Origin of the sequence: Polystyrenella longa, assembly GCF_007750395.1 — a bacterium.
Lineage (GTDB): Bacteria > Planctomycetota > Planctomycetia > Planctomycetales > Planctomycetaceae > Polystyrenella > Polystyrenella longa.
On the sequence record NZ_CP036281.1, the window covers coordinates 2,003,652 to 2,021,042 of the forward strand.

Here is a 17,391-nt window from a genome sequence, read left to right on the forward strand (position 1 = left end):
TCGAAACGATTTCCACAGCCCATCTTCTGAAAGTAGTTTTAAATCGTTTGGTAATAACAACTTATATTCTTGTCGTGCCGGTTCGATTGTTAATCTGAGTCAGATCCGCCTGTGGGCCGTGAAAAATGGCTCAGTGGAGACAGTCTGACGTTCGACTGAATTCGGGAACTCGGGACTTTTTTTGCTGGAAAGAGTGGCCCGACAAGGTGTTAAATTGTTACTGACTTTGTACAGAGGCTCCAGATGAATGTCAAGCAGTCAGACGGATCGAGAAGCCCCCAGGTGAGTCTGGTATTTGGGCGTTCAAAACAGGGATATTCAAAACTCCAGGAAACCCCTGAGGGTGCCTTTCTGCCAATATGGCACCCGTCCTCAGCCCACTTATGTTAGGGGTGGGTGCCAATATGGCATTGTTGTAATTCTTTATGAATACGAAACGGTTGTAAGTTCTTTTGTATCAGTCTGTTGTGCTATTGTTGGTTGTTGTGGTTGCTTGGCACAATGTTTGCCTTATTCGAGGTGGTCCAAGCTTCTCTTGGCCTTGATGCCGGGGACTGAAAAAGAGAAAAATCAATTACTGTAAATATTTAATAGACTATATGCACCGATCTGCTGCACCCGTTTGGCTCGTTTTCCTCAGGGAGGGAAGTAACCAAATGAGTGAGCGATCAACTTTGAAAGGAGCATCATTATGGCTGTCGAGGGTGAAAAGGTGATCGGAATTGACCTGGGTACCACCAACTCGGTTGTCTCATTGATGGAAGGGGGCGAGCCCCGTGTGATCGCCAACCTCGAAGGCAATCGAATTACGCCGAGTGTGGTCGCGTTTACCGAAAAAGGGGAGACTCTGGTTGGTGAACCTGCCAAACGTCAGGCGGTTACGAATCCGACGAACACAATCTACTCTGTCAAACGCTTCATGGGACGTCGTCACAGTGAAGTTGAGAACGAAGAAAAAATCGTTCCTTACCAGATCGTTGGGGGGGCTTCTGACTATGTGAAGATCCACGCCAACGGCAAAGACTATTCTCCTCCTGAAATCTCTGCGCTGATTCTGCGTAAATTAAAAGAAGCCGCAGAGAGCTATCTGGGACACAAAGTTAACAAAGCTGTAATTACGGTTCCGGCTTACTTCAACGACGCACAACGACAAGCGACCAAAGACGCTGGTCAAATTGCCGGTCTGGAAGTGGCTCGTATTATTAACGAGCCGACTGCAGCGGCTTTGGCCTACGGTCTGGAAAAGAAAAAAGAAGAAAAGATCGTCGTATTTGACCTTGGTGGTGGAACGTTCGACGTTTCGATCCTCGAGATCGGTGACGAAGTTGTAGAAGTTCTCAGTACTAACGGAGATACTCACCTGGGTGGTGACGACTTCGATGAAGAGCTGATCAACCACATTGCGGACCAGTTCAAAAAAGAGCAGGGAGTCGATCTGCGGAACGATCCGATGGCTCTGCAGCGTTTACGTGAAGCAGCTGAGAAAGCGAAAAAAGAACTTTCCAGCTCACAGACCACCGACATCAACCTGCCGTTTATCACGGCGGATGCCAGTGGACCCAAGCACCTGCAGATGAACATCTCCCGTTCGGAATTCGAACGCCTCGTCGATAAATTGATCGAACGCTGTCGTAAACCTGTTGAAAACGCGCTGCGTGATGCCGGTTTGAAGCCAAACGAAATCGATGAAGTCGTACTGGTTGGTGGCTCAACTCGTATGCCTAAAGTCCAGGACTTCGTTGGCAAGATGTTCGGTAAAGAACCCCACAAGGGGGTTAACCCGGACGAAGTCGTTTCAATTGGTGCGGCGATCCAGGGCGGAATTATCACTGGTGATGTTTCTGACATGGTTTTGATGGACGTGACTCCGCTATCTCTCGGTATTGAAACCGAAGGGGCCATCATGACCGTTCTCGTTGAACGTAATACGACGATTCCAACCACCAAAAAAGAGACGTTCTCTACCGCGGCTGACAATCAGACGGCTGTGACGGTTCGTGTCTTCCAGGGTGAACGTAAAATGGCGCAGGATAACCGCCTGCTCAGTCAGTTCAATCTGGATGGTATTCCGCCGGCACCCCGCGGGGTGCCTCAGATCGAGGTCTCTTTTGATATCGATGTGAACGGTATCCTCAACGTTTCAGCGAAAGACCTGGCTTCCGGTAAAGATGCTTCGGTGCGAATCGAGCAATCGAGCGGTCTGTCTGATTCTGAAATCGAACAGATGCGTAAAGATGCGGAATCGCATGCGGCGGACGACGAACAACGTCGTAAGCTGGCTGAAGCCGTAAACAAGGGGAATACTCTTGTTTATGAAACAGAGAAGATGCTCAAAGAAAACGAAGACAAACTGGATGATAGTGCCAAGTCTTCTATCGAAGGCTCGATTGAGAAAATCAAAAGTGCCATCGGTAAAGATGACGTGGAAGCGATCAACAGTGCTTGTGAAGAACTTCAACAGGCGGCAATGGCCTGGGGACAACAGCTGCACGAATCAGCTGCCCAGTCCGCCCCCGAAGGCGCAGCGCCCGAAGGTGCCGAATCATCCTCGTCTGATTCTGGAGCAGATGACGATGTCATCGATGCTGAATTCGAGAAGAAGGAGTAATCTGAAAGCTGACTTTCATATTCACCTTTCTTCGGATCGGAGTTTCATCGGAAACTTGATCCGGAAAATTAACCGGAAAAGTAGATTGTGCTCCCCAGCCGTTCGGGCTGGGGAGGGCAGTCTGTCCGGTTCCTGCACTATTCATCGACAGTTCACTCTGACCTCGTTGGATCACAGTAGATCATTCCTGCACACCGGAGCTATTCCTGCTCCAGGTGATTGCCGAGTGAAGTCCTTTCACAATCGGTTTAACCCAGTCAATAATACGAATAAGCATGACCAGGCGAGGTTTCAGTCGAAACTCTACGTAACCGTTTCTGCTGCGCCGTCTGAAAAGGAGATAATCCCATGGCATTTCGACCTGATAAGTTAACAGTGAAAGCACAGGAAGCATTGCAGACGGCTCAAGAGCTTGCGCTCAACAGTGGGCACCAGCAGTTGCAACCCCTTCACCTGTTGAAAGGGTTAATGGCGGATAAGCAGGGGATTATTGTCCCTCTGCTGAACAAGATCGGGGCACCCGTCGCCCAACTCGATCAGATTATCGACAGTGAACTGAATCGTCTTCCCAAGGTGAGTGGTTCGAATGCAGAACCCGGCGCCAGTCCGGCACTGATGAAAGTGTTGAATCTTTCGGAGACGATCGCAAATGAAATGAAGGACGCGTTCATTTCGACGGAACACTTGATGCTGGCTCTACTGCGTACTGAGGACCAAGCCCAGCGACTTCTGAAAATGAATGGCGTGGAAGAAGCCGATTTTCTGACCGCCCTGAAAACGATACGAGGAGGACAGACCGTGACCGACCAAAATCCCGAAGACAAATACCAGGCTCTTGAGCGCTATTCGAAAGACCTGATCGAGCTCGCCCGTGCTGGTAAGATTGATCCCGTCATCGGGCGAGATGCCGAGATTCGGCGGGTCATTCAGGTTCTCTCGCGACGTCGTAAAAACAACCCGGTTCTGATTGGGGAACCAGGCGTGGGGAAAACGGCAATTGTGGAAGGGCTTGCCCATCGAATTGTCAAAGGGGACGTTCCACAGAACCTCAAGAATAAGGGGGTTTACGCTCTCGACATGGGGGCTCTCATCGCCGGAGCGAAATACCGGGGAGAATTTGAAGACCGGTTGAAAGCGGTTCTTAAAGAAGTGACCGACGCGGAAGGGCAGATCATTTTGTTTATCGACGAACTGCATACTGTCGTCGGCGCAGGGGCTTCGGAAGGCTCTATGGATGCCTCCAACCTTCTCAAGCCAGCGCTCGCCCGTGGTGAATTACACTGCGTCGGTGCAACCACCTTAGATGAATACCGTAAGTACATTGAGAAAGATGCCGCCCTGGAGCGTCGGTTCCAACCAGTTCTCGTACAGGAACCTAATGTCGAAGATACGATCTCCATTCTGCGTGGTCTGAAAGAACGATATGAAACTCACCATGGTGTGCGAATCACAGATGATGCGTTGATTTCGGCGGCTTCGTTATCGGACCGATACATCGCCGATCGATTTCTTCCGGACAAAGCGATTGACCTGATCGACGAAGCAGCGAGTAAACTCCGTATGGAGATCGACTCGATGCCCGTCGAAATCGATGAAGCCACTCGTCAGCTTACCAGAATGCAGATTGAAGCTGCGGCGCTTGATCGTGAGACGAGCGAGGACAGCAAACAGCGACTCGATGACCTGAAGCGTCAGATTGCGGATCGCGAAGAAGAAGTCAATCAGCTGAAAGCCCGATGGGAGAACGAGAAGGAAGCACTATCGGGGCTGCAACCACTCAAAGAAGAAATCGAGCAGCTACGCTCTCAGTACGAAAATGCTTTCTCTCGCGCACAGAAAACGAACAGCAACGACGATTACGCATTGGCGTATCAGTCTCAAGTGAAGCTGGAAGCGGCGGAAAAACGATTGGCCGAGTTGGAGCTGAAGTTTCAGGAAATCGCGAGTAACGATGAAGATCGATTGCTGCGGGAAGAAGTGACTTCGGAAGATATCGCCCGGGTCATCAGTACCTGGACGGGAATTCCTGTGTCACGCATGTTGCAATCGGAGCGTGAGAAACTGGTCCATATGGAAGATCAGATTCACCAGAGAATGATCAATCAGAACGAAGCAGTCGAGGCGGTCTCCAATGCGATTCGACGCTCTCGGGCAGGCTTACAGGATGAAAATCGTCCGATTGGTTCGTTTATCTTCCTTGGTCCGACCGGGGTGGGTAAGACAGAACTGTGCAAAGCACTCGCCGAATTTCTATTCGATGACGAACGGAGCATGGTACGGATCGACATGAGTGAGTTCATGGAGAAACATTCAGTGTCCCGATTAATCGGCGCGCCTCCGGGGTATGTTGGTTATGAAGAGGGGGGAGTGCTCACCGAAGCGGTCCGCCGACAACCTTACTGCGTCATTCTGTTAGATGAAATCGAAAAAGCACACCGGGATGTGTTCAACGTACTGCTGCAACTTCTTGATGATGGTCGATTGACGGATGGCCAGGGTCGAACTGTTGATTTTACCAACACGCTCGTCGTGATGACGTCGAACATTGGAAGCCAGTTCCTGATCGAACTGTCCGGCAAGGAGCACGAGCTGGAAATCAAGGAACGGGTGCTGGATGCCTTACGGGCGCACTTCCTACCGGAATTCCTTAACCGGGTGGACGAGACGATCGTTTTCCATCCTCTTCAGAGCGATGCGATCAAACAGATTGTGGGACTGCAGCTGGACCGGCTGAAAAAGCAGGTTGAGAAAAACGGCTACGAATTGGAAGTGACAGAGGCCGCTCGGCAGTTACTGGCCCAGGAGGGCTTCGATCCCGTTTACGGAGCTCGACCAGTGAAACGGGTCATTCAGCAGCGTATTCAGAATGCACTGGCGAATGAAATTCTGTCCGGTCGTTTTGAAGAGGGGAGTACCATTCTGGTGGATGCCAGTCAGGATGGATTCATCTTCGATACCAAATTGCCTGAATAAGTTTTCAGTTATTCAGTTGATAAAGAAATTCCAAACTGAGGCAGACAATTAGACATCTAAAGACTGCGGTGGTCTTATTATTTGATACAAATCCATGAACTAAATTCCGGGAAAGCCTGTTCAGACCAGCAGTTGTCGCGAAAACAAGATGGTCGAGTCCAGTAAAGAGTTGTTGTTTTCTCACTGCGCGAGCGATAAGATGGCAACTTATCACATCCAAATTAGTTCCAATATATTCCCGTTATTCCCCTCTTGATATCAATGTGAGTGTTTCATGTTTCGCATTGGGTATATCCACAATTTTCGTACGGACTTGGCGTTCTTTCTGCTTCTTCCATTTCTGGCGATTGGTTTTTCTCTTCTAGCCCAGAATTATTTGAGTGCCGTAGCGCTTTTATCCGTCAGCGTCTGGATCACCTATCCTCACCACGCCGCGACTTTTGTGCGGACGTTTGGTTTGAAGGAGGATATGGCCCAATATCGAGAAAGGCTAATTGTCGGTCCAATTGTAATCATCAGCCTCGCTTGGGTTGGTTTGAATTACGCACCAATAACCTATCTGGCCCTCATTCAATTTTGGGCATATCAGCATAGCATTATGCAGCAGCATGGTTTCGCTCGGATTTACGACTTCAAAGCGCGAACGGGTATGGCAACTACTGGAAAATGGGATCTCTGCCTCAACTGGGTTCTATTTGTAAATCTATTGATTACAGCGCCTCTCTTTACTAACTTCTGGGTACGGGAGATGTACGTCTACAATTGGCGAATTACGGCCGAACAGGTGACAATGGTTCAGAATGTTTCCTGGTCACTGACTGGCGTTTATGTTTTCCTGTATGCGATTCATTTGGTAACGGTTCTCCGCACAGGACATGCTCTGAATCCATTGAAGTACTGTTTCCTCGGATCGAGCTACTTCCTCTGGTATTTCGTCGCATGGCAAATCGATAATGTATTCGTATTCGGTATTGCCGATCGTATCATGCACGGAGTTCAGTACATGGTGATTGTCTATCTGTATATGGATCGCAAAGTTCAGGATTCAGAAACCGAAGAAACCTACATCAAACGGTTCCTCTCAGCTGGGCATATTAGTGCCTACCTTGGGTTACTTCTGGTCTATACGCTCCTATACCAGATCGTTCGCGACAAGCCATTTTCTGAATTCAACTTTGGGCTCAACTTAATGATCTTTATGGAGCCTTACATGCAATCAATTCCGGAGGCGGGTTTGGGAGAGTTGAGCGAGAAAAACGCGTTGTCCTTTGTCTTCTTTATGGCGGTCGAAACCGTGGCTACGATCCACTATTACTACGATTCTTTCATCTGGAAAGTCAGTAATAAGAAGACTCAAAAAGGGCTGTAGGCAATGGGAGAACAAAAGGGAAATCTGATCAAATCAATCTTCGTTCGTTACAAACTTCTGTTTATTGTTTATGGCGTGGGACTCCTTTTTGCTACTTGGGAGTACTATGGTGTTCCGGATGAAAGCCATGAAATGATGCAGCAGGAAGACTACCTTAAACATTTGTTGCAACATGTGGATGAAGATGATTCATTCTACGGTTTCCAGATTAAAAAATTCGAAGGACGCCCCGAATCAGAGTACTTAAAAGGAATGCGTGAGTTTCGTAGATATGAATTGGCTATGCGGAAAGTCAAATCTCTTAAGGACAAAGGGAAGGGGAAAGAAGCAACCGCAATAGCGAAGGGTGCTCGCAGCCACTTAGAGGAAGCGCGGAGGCACTTCGAGATTCCCTTGCAAGCAGGAGTAATCAGCAATGAGAATCTAATGGTATTTCATTGTATTACATTGAAGCTATTGAACGCGCCAGAAGAGGAGTATCAGGTAGCCATTGTCCGCTTGCAAAAAAACTTCCCTCTAATGGAACTTCCACCATTTCTTCGAGAGCAATAGGGTATGCGGACAGCGACTTTGGAATAGTGCAGTGCGTGGACAATAAGCACGAATGAATTTGCCAATCGACTAAATAAAAAAGCGACCGGGAAATCTCCCGGTCGCTTTTTTTGTTTTTGAGGTGCTCGCTGACATTCATTTATTGCCATCACGATGTCACCAGTGCTGTTGAGCGGTCCAGAGGTTGAACTTCGGACTTGACTACGCTCAGTCAGCCGTTTTTTCGCCGAGGACGACGAACTGGCTAACTCGACCTGCTTTTTCCTGCAAAGCCTGTTTTTCAGCGTCAGTTTTAGCGCCTGCGAATTTTTTGCGGAGCTTGGCAATTTTGGCGCGGCGGGTACGACGTCGGGCAATTTCTCGGCTGCGTTCAATGCGTCCCATGTGGAACTTCTCCCTTTCCTGAAGGTGTTTTACTTCAATACTGTTTCAAATGTGTTGATATATTAGTTCGACATACTTGGAAGGTCCTGCAGATTTCTATTTCCAGAGGACGCCAGTCTGAATCGCACACTCTACGTTGCACGCCCTGAGTCGCATAGAGGGCTTAATAGCACATAGAGGCGGCATCAGGCCAAGGTACTTAAGTCGATCCATTCTTGTTGTCTAATTTAAGAAGGCTATTTTTAAGCGATTTGTCGACCATTTTCCAGTCCTGTTGCTATTTGGACCACTCAGAAATGTTCAGGAGGGGTGGATTAGGCCGTAACTCGGCTGTAATGATCGATCGCTAATTGCTTCAGGGACCGTAAATCGAGCTTTCCCGTCCCTAAAATGGGGATTTGGTCGACTTCCAGAAAACTATCCCGGCTGGGAAGCCACAGGTTGGGAATATCGCAGTTTCCGAGCGATTTCAGGACCTCATCGGTCGGTTTGTTCAGCTTTCGGTGCACCACGATGATGCGTTCGCCCTTACTTTCGTCTGGAATCGACGTCACGGCCAGAACGATTTCCTCTTCTTCGTCATCGGGGGATTCCACGATATTCGTGAGCAGTTGCTCAATTTTGATGTGAGGAACCATTTCGCCCGCGATTTTGGAGAATCGGCTTTGCCGACCCGTGATCTCAATAAAGCCATCCTGGTGAATTCGTGCGAAGTCGCCTGTTTCGTACCAGCCGTCCCGAATGACTTCGGCCGTCTTTTCAGGCTGATTCAAATAGCCTTTCATGACATTTGGCCCTTTGACGAGCAATAACCCTTCCTGTTCGGCGTCCAGATCCTCCCGGGTTTCGGGGTGGACGACTTTTACGCTGATGTTCGGTGCGGCCCGTCCGACAGTGCCGATCTTCGTACCAACTTCGGATGTCAACTTGCTGCGATGGTCAGGGACGTTACAGCTGACTAGCGGTGACAGCTCGGTCGTTCCGTAACCTTCCGTCGCTAGTACACCGAATTTCTCGTAGAACTCGGTTTGCAATTCTACAGGCAGCTTCTCCGCCCCAGTGACAACAGTATCGAGTCGGCAGAATTGCTCCTTAGTGCATCGTTTGAGGTACCGTTTCAGGAAGGTCGGCGTGGTGATGATCACAGACACGCCGTACTTTTCGCACAGTTTCCCGATCATATTTACGTCGATCGGGTTGAAGTGATAGACCGCCTGTGGTTCCGAAGCAATCACCAACCACAAGGTTGCCATATACCCAAACGAATGAAAGTAGGGGAGTACCCCCAGAAGAACGTCGTTTTTGTCAAAGTGCAGCAGTTGAATGGCGGCATCGACGTTAGTGGCGATGTTGTAGTTGGTCAGCATCACTCCTTTCGGATTCCCTGTGGAGCCCGAAGTGAAAATGACGGTCAAAATGTCGTCCGGTTCAATCTTATGCAATCCATGAATCCGTTCCAGCAGAAAAATGGGAACAAGATATGTCTGAAAAAAAGTAATAGCTTTGTCGGCGAGAGAGATTTCCTCTTTCAAATCTTCAAGGAAGATTAGCTCCACATTCATTTCTATCGGTCGTTTTTCAAGGAAACGGCGGCTCGTCAGGACGTGCTTGATACCACAATCCTCGATGCAGTGATTGACATCCTTCTCGGAAAGGGTGTAGTTCAAATTCACCGCGACATTATGTTTCATGGTGAGGGCGGTGTTGGTCACAGCCGCTGCGACTGAGGGTGGCAGCAGAACGCCAACCATGTTTTCAGTCATGCCGATATTCTTGCGGCGGAATAACCGCTTGAAAATGAGCGAGCCAATAAGCAGTTTTGCGCCCGTGGCTTCGTTCCCGGAGTAGTCTGCGACTTTGCGCCGGAACAGGCTGGATCGGCACTGCCGGAGAAATGCCCTGATGGGGACCATAATGCGTGATTTACGTTCTTCCATAAGTTCAACTCCCAGGTCCTGAACGGCCTGACGGATTTGGTGGACGCTATCCGGTTTTTCAATCGGTTTGCCGAATTTTATCGAGAGGGGGTAGCGAATTCGCAATGGTAGTTTCCACAGGAATCGTCCACCGCGATAACTGAAAATGCTTCCCCATAATTCGTCGAGATAGACGGGGACAACAGGGGCGTCCGTCCCTTTCAAGATGTGCATGACGCCACCTTGAAATTGCTGTAATTGACCCGTGCGAGTCAACTGGCCTTCGGCGAAGATGCAAACGAGTTCGCCTTGTTCTATCGCCTGCCGGGCCTGTTGCAGCGATGTTATTAACGCCTTGGGGCCCGCTTCCGGTTTGATGGGAATGACACCGAATAACTTGGCAACCCATTTAATCCAAGGTTTGTTTACATAATCTTCATACGCGATCATACGTATCGGCCGCGATGATGTCACCATCAAAAAGACACCGTCCAGCCACGTTACATGGTTGGCGACCAGCAGGGCACCGCCGCGTTCGGGAAGATTTCCACGTCCCCAGACACGCACCTTATAAATCGTATGTGTCACCAGCCAGACCGCAAACCGGATTGTTGCGTTAGGAAGTAGCACAAAGATGTAGATCGCGACGGGCATGGTCGCTATCCCGAGCAGCAGAAAAATGGTACTCGGTTCCAACTTCAACTGTTCGCGTAAAACCCAGAAGAGCCCGGAAGCGAACAACGTCAAAGTGAAACAGAGAAAGTTGGCTGCAGCGAGGATTCTTCCCCGGCTTTTATCTGGACTGCGGTGCTGAATGTACGATTCCAGAGGAATATTAAATAGCCCCGCCGCAAGACCGAGAACGAGTAAACAGAGGCAAGACCAACGGTAGGCATAGCTGGTTGAAAGAGCATTGGAAGGGTCGACTAGGGCACCGATGGAGTACAAAACGATGGAACTGAAGACAATTCCAAGAGCTCCCAAGGGGGAGATTCCCAGCTCAACATGGTCTCCAGACCAGTAGCCCGCCAATACACTTCCGACTCCTACGCCAATAACCAGCAATGCAAGCAGGGGGCCGACCGCCGTCTGGTCCAACTGTAATTGGATCGTCCCGTAAGCATCGATATTCAATTGAGCGAGCGCCGCGAGGAACCAGAAAAAGGCACTGCCCAAGGCGGCCCGGAAAAGTGCCTTCGATTTAAAGAGCTGGTTTAGACTCTGGTAGGTATCTTTGACTGGGTTATTGGGGAGCACCCGTTCCGGGTCGGCCGGGGGCAGTTTGCTAATGAATAGACTGCTGATTAGTCCCAGCCCCGCCATTGTGAATAGAACGAGGGCCGCAGGCATGATCTTCAGAGAGGAGATCGGAACCGGGTTTTCATAATCCACGCCGATTTTTTCGGAGAGCTCCATGCCTAAGACGAATCCCACGGCGGCGGCGACGATGGTCGCCATTCCCAATAATCCGTTCCCTTTGGAAAGTTGATCCGATTTCAGGATCTCGGGCAGACTTCCGAATTTGGATGGGTAAAACAGCGCACTTTGCATCCCCATCAGGAAGACAACGAGGAAAAGCCCCGAAATACTTCCCAGCCAGATGCAGAACAGGCCGAGAGCCATGATGAGGATTTCGGCGATTTTGCAGCCAATGATCACGGACCGTTTGCTGTAGCGATCCGCCAGATAGGCGGCTGGTGTCGCGAAAAGCAGGTAAGGAATCGTAAAGCAAGCGAGGCCCAGTGAAAGTGCTGTCGATTCGTCGTACACCATTTTGGCGATCGGAACGGCCAGCCAGCGAAACGCGTTATCGTTGATCGTTCCCAGAAACTGAGTCAGCCATAGGCCGAGATAACTTTGAGTTCGCAGGCTACCCCGATGATCATCTGCTTCAGTTACTGTTACGGTATTCATCGTTTCGGTTCATTTTGCTGAAGTAAATTGTCCCTGGTCCCTCATCCTGAAGGCGCATACTAAAGAGACAATCCCACTCCGAATCTTAGGGATTTTGCAAATTTTCCGCGAGTTACCCACCGAAACTTGTCCTGTTTTCCGAGAGACCGCTTCCGGAAATCATGGTCTACCTCTCAATTGATGCAGAAAACAGACGCAAAGTCAGGGGACAAACTTGTAACGACCCTCATTTTGCTGGGCCAGTTTAAGTACGACTTTTTCGCCGTCCCGATTGCTGATGCAGTAAGTATTGATACTTACCCGGCTGCGGTTGACGCCTCGAACGGTCTCGATCAGCTGTGGGTTAATCTCTCCATCGGTCAGGAAATGGATTACATCCGGTTTTAGAGAGAGTGCGAGCTGAATGGCGGTGCTGGGGTCAGTTTCACCGTTGGCTCGATGTTTACTCATCCAGATCAGGGCTTCGTCTGCATTTTCTTCCCCTGCGGGCAACATTCGCCGTCCCGGCATAGGAGTCGCTTCGGTATTGAAGAAGATGATGTAGAACTTTTGTTCAGGAGACATGGAGCGGATCGCACGAATCAATTCTATTTTGACTCGGCCAAAGCGAGTTTTCTCCCGTCCCGGATAAGGACTGTTCATACTGGCAGACCCATCGACCACATAGACGATATCTTTACCACTGACATCGGAGTTGAAGAATCCCTGACTGCCTGACCCATCAACTCCTGATCCATAGCTCAGTTCTCCGATATTGCCCGTCAGGTCCAGGCTCTCTAAATCGGATTCCCAACTGTTGTCCAGTGGCGAGGCGAGATCCGAGAGAAGCGGACTGGGGACGGCGACCGCTTGCGTAGTCGGTTGAACCAATGTGGGAGCAGGGGAGTCCTGTTCGGTTTCTTTGACCGTTTCAATCTGGATTTCTTCGATTTCGGGAGCTTTATCGGCAGCGTCTTGCCAAGTGGTCTCCACTTCAACGTAGGCCGTCCCCGCTGGAATCGACATCATCAATTGAGCGAGTAGCAGAATGACCAGCAAATGCACGAACGTCGACAGGGAGAGGCTCGTGAACCATTTACGATACTCAGTAGTTGGGGATTTGGTTTCTGGTTGAAAAACGACAGGAGCAGGAGCATCGACCGTTACGGAACCTGCTTGTGGCGGGCTGGCGGGAGCATTCAGTTTGTCCGAATAAGAGATGGACATGTCGCCTGGTTTCGAAGTTGATTTGATTTATAGAAGGCCTTCGTTTTGAATTTCCGTTCGAAACATTGGCGGGGCGGGAACTGGTAACAGTTCGACATCGACCCGTGATCGATCAGCTGCGTCGCCTGTCACGACGACTGGTTTCTTCCAGATCGTTTCAAAACATCGAATCCGCACAGTTTATCACATTATCTCGTGTCCAGAGTCAAAAACCAGCTCGAATCCACGCAATCGCGTGACGCATGGTTGAGTGCGGATTTTGTCTGTTGAATCCTGGACGAGAGGAAGCAGACTCTCGATATAGATCGACCACTCATTTCCCTGCCTCGGATCACTTTCGAGGACGGGAGTCGAAATCGGTTAAGTTCTGAAATATGTGACGGTTATGCCAGTAGGGTAAATCGATATTTGTTAAAATGGATCGATCGTCGGCGGGCGACGTTAGGGCGAGTATTCAAGCTCGCAAGTGAGTCCGACCACGCCGACAGAAGGGAATCGTGAAATGGAAAAAAATGAGAACTCAGTTCTGTTCTTCGACGGTGTCTGTGGGATGTGTAATCACTTTGTCGATTTCGTCATTCGTCACGATACCGCCGGAAGCATAAAACTCGCCCCCCTTCAGGGAGAAACGGCTGAACAGAAATTATCGCCCGAAGAGCGTGAAAGTCTGTCTACGGTCATTTTTATCAATCACCTCGGTTCATTTCGATATTCCAGTGCCGTGGCCCGCCTCCTTTGGGAGTTGGGCGGTTTCTGGAAATTACTCGGTTGGCTGCTCTGGTTGATCCCCAAACCGATTCGCAACTGGGGATATCGCCTGGTGGCAAGAAATCGCTATCGTTTTTTCGGTAAGAAGGAAGCCTGTCGCATACCGACGCCCGAAGAGCGGGAACGATTTCTCCCTTAGCCTGATTCCACTCACCCGTTGCAATGGTCATCAGCGATCGCGACAATGAAATGGACTGGGCATTCGCCGGTCAGCTTTCAATGGCCGAATTGGAATGAGCCGATCTAGAATAACTTGAGAAGCAGAGTCACCTTTCCCATGCAATTAATAAACGTACGTCTCTACTTTTGTTTGCTCGCTCTTGTTGCAGTTACACATATAACAGGTCGAGTTGCATTCGCTGCGGATACTAACAGTCCCGAGCGACCGAACATCGTTCTGTTCATTGCGGATGACATGGCCTGGAACGATGCCGAACCTTACGGGCATCCCCATATTCGCACACCGAATTTGTCAAAACTTGCTGACGGTGGTGTCACATTCGACAATGCTTTTTTGACGGTCAGTTCCTGTAGCCCGACTCGTTGCAGTCTGATCACTGGTCGATACCCGCACAGCACCGGCGCCCCTAACTTGCATGAGCCGCTCCCCGCAGACCAGCATCTCTTTCCTGAAGACTTAAAAAAGGCAGGATACTTCACAGGCGCCTGCGGGAAATGGCATCTGGGGCCTCATGCCCGTCGTGGGTTCTCCAAAATCGATCCGAACCTGCATGCTTGGCAACAGTTTCTCGAAGAACGTCCCGCAGAGTCGCCGTTTTTCTTCTGGATCGCGACGACTGACCCGCATCGACCGTATCAGCCAGATACGATCAATCAACCGCATACTGCGGATGACGCCGTGGTTCCGCCTTATCTGATCGATAACGAAGAAACCCGGCAGGACTTCGCCGAGTATTACGACGAGATTGGCCGCCTCGATGAAGAAGTCGGACAGATTTATGCTACTCTGGAAAAACAGGGACTTCTCGAAAATACGTTGTTTGTATTCATCAGTGATAATGGGCGCCCTTTCCCAAGGTGTAAGGGGACAATTTATGACACAGGAATCAAAACACCACTTATTTGCCATTGGCCGGCGAAGATAAAAGCGGGAGAACGCTCCAAGGCACTCTTAAGCACCGTTGATCTTGCACCGACTTTCTTGAAGGTTGCAGGAGTGGAGCAGGGAGAAACTTTCCAGGGAGAAGACTTCAACGATGTGCTGGAGAGTCCAGAAACGAGTCATCGGGAGTACGTTTATGCCGAACGAAACTGGCATAACTTTGATTTCTGGGGCAGGGGCGTCCGATCAATGAAGTTCAAGTACATTCATAACAACTACCCGGAGAACTACGATACGCCACCCGCCGATGCAGTTCGTTCCCCTTCGTTTCAGGCATTGGTATCTGCCCATGCTAAGGGGACGCTCGAACCACAACAGAAATTTGCTTTTGTGCATCCCCGTGCGGTGGAAGAGTTATATGACATAGTTAATGATCCGTATGAATTCCATAACCTCGCAACCGACCTGGCCTATCAGGATGAACTGGAAAATATGCGGACTCAGTTGGCTGACTGGCGGGAACAAACGCAGGACCCCGATACCCGAACTCCTATTCCAAATGACTTCGACGCCACGACGGGAGAGCGTACGCGACCGACACCCACATCGGGCAAGTAATGTAGGTTCAGCAACGAACGACAAAACAATAAAATAATTCCGATCGCAAAGCATGAGGCGTTGTCGCCACATTTATGGAGAGTTGTGATAGTAATGGCTGAGGTGGAGCACAAAGTAACGGAGACGAAAAAAAACTCGTTTCTCTTTAAATATCGTTGGTGGATTTTACTGGGAATTATCATAATCGGCGGAGGCCTGCAGACGGCAGCCTGGTTCCATTACGACGACGAACGAACGGCCCAGGTTTTCTCCTTTTATCCCGTGACGGGAGGGACTGGGCTGGCACTTGTTCTTTGGTGGACCTTTGTGTCGGGGTTCAGTAAACGAACACGTTTGGCGGGTCTGGCCTTAATGGCACTGCCGGCGATCGTCTTTCTGACGTTGTATAAGTACGAGCGATTCCAAGGAGATATGTTGCCAACCTGGTCTTGGCGTTGGCAACCCTCGGCCGCAGAGAAACGGGCCAATTTTATTTCCGCTCAGAACAGTGGTGATGGAGAACTTGAACAGGTCACCTTGTCTGTCAGTGAAGGGGACTGGCCTCATTTTCGCGGTGATGATTGGGATGGGACGGTACTTGATTTCGGGCTCGATCCTGATTGGGATGCGAATCCTCCTCAGTTGCTCTGGAAACATCCAGTCGGAATGGGATGGTCTTCATTTGCAGTTGTCGGTGATTATGTCTTCACTCAGGAACAACGCGGAACGAGCGAGAAACCGGAAGAATCTGTTGTCTGCTATGATTTGCAAACGGGAGATCAACGTTGGGTTTATGCGGACCCGGTCTGGTTCAGCGAAACACTCGGATCGGATGGCCCGCGAGCGACCCCCACGTTTTTCGATTCCAAGATTTACGCTCTGGGAGCTACGGGAATTCTAAACTGTCTGGATGCGTCCACTGGCAAGCTCATCTGGAGCCGGGACATATTGGAAGACGCCGAGGCAGGCAATCTGACTTGGGCGATGTCCGCATCACCGCTTGTCTATGACGACTTTGTCGTATGCAATCCGGGTGGAGACCAGAATAAGTCCGTGGTTAAATATAACCGTAATGATGGCAGCATTGTCTGGCAGTCAGGAAGTCGCGCGGCTGGATATGCCGGCGCTGTGTTGGCCACGATTGGCGATGTCCGTCAACTACTCGTCTTTGATGGCGACGGCCTCGGTAGCTTCGGTGAAGCGACGGGGGAGCAGCTTTGGTTTTACGAATGGACCAATCAACCCAAGGTGAATGCGGCGTTGCCTGTCGTGCTCGATGACGAGTCGATCTTTATCAGTTCGGGGTATGCCGTTGGCTCCGCCCGGTTGAAGCCAGTTCAAGACGAGGATGGTGCCTGGGCTGTTGAGGAAGTCTGGGTTTCGAAAAACAAGTTCCGTTTGAAATTTCAGGATGCGGTTCTCATCGGAGACTACGCATATGGAGCAGACGACGGAATTCTGGCCGCGCTTGATCTTTCCACTGGCAAGCGGTTATGGAAAAAAGGTCGCTACGGTTACGGACAAATCGTGCGTGTGGATGACTACATCATCGTGTTGACAGAGCAGGGCGATCTGGCCCTTGTTGAAGCGACTCCTGAAGAGATGACCGAACTATATCGCATGCCCGCACTGCAAGGGGGAATCACCTGGAATCATCCCGCGGTGGCGGGAGACAAGCTGTTGATTCGGAACGCCGAAGAAGCGGCCTGTTATGTGCTGCCGCGAAAAGAGAAGTAGTCCAGTTAATCAGGCATCTTGTCAGGCATTTAATGCCGTCGGAAAATGCTACCGTTAAGTGCGGTTCGATTTCGGTTCGGGAAAGTCGAGGCTGACGACTGACTCATTCGGTTTAGCAGAGCTGCAGCCACTGCAGCTGGTTCCGCATGCGGAGCCTCCGCCTCCGGACCGGATTTGTCTGAATAGTTTCTTCGCTTTCAAACCGAGATAGCCTGCGCCTCCAATTACGATCAGGATCGCGATGATCATTTGCCAGAACTGATTCATTTTGAGGGCCTTTCTGTACGTTTGTAAGACTGAACTC

Annotated in this window: 11 protein-coding genes; 7 read left to right on the plus strand and 4 right to left on the minus strand. The window is 50.1% G+C overall.

What is annotated here, in order from left to right; genetic code table 11:
• Positions 1–691 precede the first annotated feature (691 nt).
• From dnaK to Pla110_RS07515, 4 genes are all read left to right on the plus strand, one after another.
• The gene (gene dnaK / locus Pla110_RS07500) at positions 692–2,608 is read left to right on the plus strand and encodes a molecular chaperone DnaK (RefSeq protein ID WP_144994762.1); all 1,917 of its coding nucleotides are present in this window, start codon (positions 692–694) and stop codon (positions 2,606–2,608) included.
• 348 nt (positions 2,609–2,956) lie between these two features.
• Positions 2,957–5,581, plus strand: coding sequence for an ATP-dependent chaperone ClpB (clpB, locus tag Pla110_RS07505; protein WP_144994764.1), 2,625 nt, complete (start codon positions 2,957–2,959; stop codon positions 5,579–5,581).
• Between the two features lie 274 nt (positions 5,582–5,855).
• Positions 5,856–6,950, plus strand: coding sequence for a hypothetical protein (locus tag Pla110_RS07510; RefSeq protein ID WP_144994766.1), 1,095 nt, complete (start codon positions 5,856–5,858; stop codon positions 6,948–6,950).
• 3 nt (positions 6,951–6,953) lie between these two features.
• Positions 6,954–7,502 carry a hypothetical protein gene (locus Pla110_RS07515; protein WP_144994768.1) on the plus strand — a complete coding sequence of 183 codons (549 nt, stop codon included), beginning with the start codon at positions 6,954–6,956 and terminating at the stop codon, positions 7,500–7,502.
• A gap of 207 nt (positions 7,503–7,709) precedes the next feature.
• Here Pla110_RS07515 and Pla110_RS22595 read toward each other — a convergent pair whose 3' ends face one another.
• The 3 genes from Pla110_RS22595 to Pla110_RS07525 all read right to left on the minus strand — a co-directional run bounded on the left by Pla110_RS22595 (position 7,710) and on the right by Pla110_RS07525 (position 12,922).
• Entirely contained in the window at positions 7,710–7,886 is a 177-nt protein-coding gene (locus Pla110_RS22595) for a DUF6800 family protein (protein WP_197440569.1), read from the minus strand.
• A gap of 314 nt (positions 7,887–8,200) precedes the next feature.
• Complete coding sequence (locus Pla110_RS07520) at positions 8,201–11,716, minus strand: acyl-[ACP]--phospholipid O-acyltransferase (RefSeq protein ID WP_144994770.1); 3,516 nt, start codon at positions 11,714–11,716, stop codon at positions 8,201–8,203.
• Between the two features lie 201 nt (positions 11,717–11,917).
• Positions 11,918–12,922 carry a vWA domain-containing protein gene (locus tag Pla110_RS07525; protein ID WP_144994771.1) on the minus strand — a complete coding sequence of 335 codons (1,005 nt, stop codon included), beginning with the start codon at positions 12,920–12,922 and terminating at the stop codon, positions 11,918–11,920.
• A gap of 502 nt (positions 12,923–13,424) precedes the next feature.
• Between Pla110_RS07525 and Pla110_RS07530 the strand changes: the two genes are divergently transcribed.
• From Pla110_RS07530 to Pla110_RS07540, 3 genes are all read left to right on the plus strand, one after another.
• A complete protein-coding gene (locus Pla110_RS07530; protein WP_144994773.1) occupies positions 13,425–13,829 on the plus strand; it encodes a thiol-disulfide oxidoreductase DCC family protein in 405 nt (134 codons plus the stop codon).
• A gap of 138 nt (positions 13,830–13,967) precedes the next feature.
• Entirely contained in the window at positions 13,968–15,371 is a 1,404-nt protein-coding gene (locus tag Pla110_RS07535; protein WP_144994776.1) for a sulfatase family protein, read from the plus strand.
• A 93-nt stretch (positions 15,372–15,464) separates the two neighbouring features.
• Positions 15,465–17,087, plus strand: a complete 1,623-nt coding sequence (locus tag Pla110_RS07540; protein ID WP_144994778.1) for a PQQ-binding-like beta-propeller repeat protein — start codon at positions 15,465–15,467, stop codon at positions 17,085–17,087.
• Positions 17,088–17,141: 54 nt separating this feature from the next.
• Here Pla110_RS07540 and Pla110_RS07545 read toward each other — a convergent pair whose 3' ends face one another.
• Positions 17,142–17,354 (minus strand): FeoB-associated Cys-rich membrane protein, encoded by a 213-nt coding sequence (locus Pla110_RS07545; RefSeq protein ID WP_144994780.1) that lies wholly within the window; start codon positions 17,352–17,354, stop codon positions 17,142–17,144.
• Positions 17,355–17,391: the final 37 nt, after the last annotated feature.

What these genes read in the sequence shown, in the direction of transcription:
- Pla110_RS22595 (WP_197440569.1), bottom strand. Translation starts at nt 7,886, where the DNA reads ATGGGACGCATTGAACGCAGCCGAGAAATTGCCCGACGTCGTACCCGC.
- Pla110_RS07545 (WP_144994780.1), bottom strand. Translation starts at nt 17,354, where the DNA reads ATGAATCAGTTCTGGCAAATGATCATCGCGATCCTGATCGTAATTGGA.
- Pla110_RS07540 (WP_144994778.1), top strand. Translation starts at nt 15,465, where the DNA reads ATGGCTGAGGTGGAGCACAAAGTAACGGAGACGAAAAAAAACTCGTTT.
- dnaK (WP_144994762.1), top strand. Translation starts at nt 692, where the DNA reads ATGGCTGTCGAGGGTGAAAAGGTGATCGGAATTGACCTGGGTACCACC.
- Pla110_RS07520 (WP_144994770.1), bottom strand. Translation starts at nt 11,716, where the DNA reads ATGAATACCGTAACAGTAACTGAAGCAGATGATCATCGGGGTAGCCTG.
- Pla110_RS07510 (WP_144994766.1), top strand. Translation starts at nt 5,856, where the DNA reads ATGTTTCGCATTGGGTATATCCACAATTTTCGTACGGACTTGGCGTTC.
- clpB (WP_144994764.1), top strand. Translation starts at nt 2,957, where the DNA reads ATGGCATTTCGACCTGATAAGTTAACAGTGAAAGCACAGGAAGCATTG.
- Pla110_RS07535 (WP_144994776.1), top strand. Translation starts at nt 13,968, where the DNA reads ATGCAATTAATAAACGTACGTCTCTACTTTTGTTTGCTCGCTCTTGTT.
- Pla110_RS07525 (WP_144994771.1), bottom strand. Translation starts at nt 12,922, where the DNA reads ATGTCCATCTCTTATTCGGACAAACTGAATGCTCCCGCCAGCCCGCCA.
- Pla110_RS07515 (WP_144994768.1), top strand. Translation starts at nt 6,954, where the DNA reads ATGGGAGAACAAAAGGGAAATCTGATCAAATCAATCTTCGTTCGTTAC.
- Pla110_RS07530 (WP_144994773.1), top strand. Translation starts at nt 13,425, where the DNA reads ATGGAAAAAAATGAGAACTCAGTTCTGTTCTTCGACGGTGTCTGTGGG.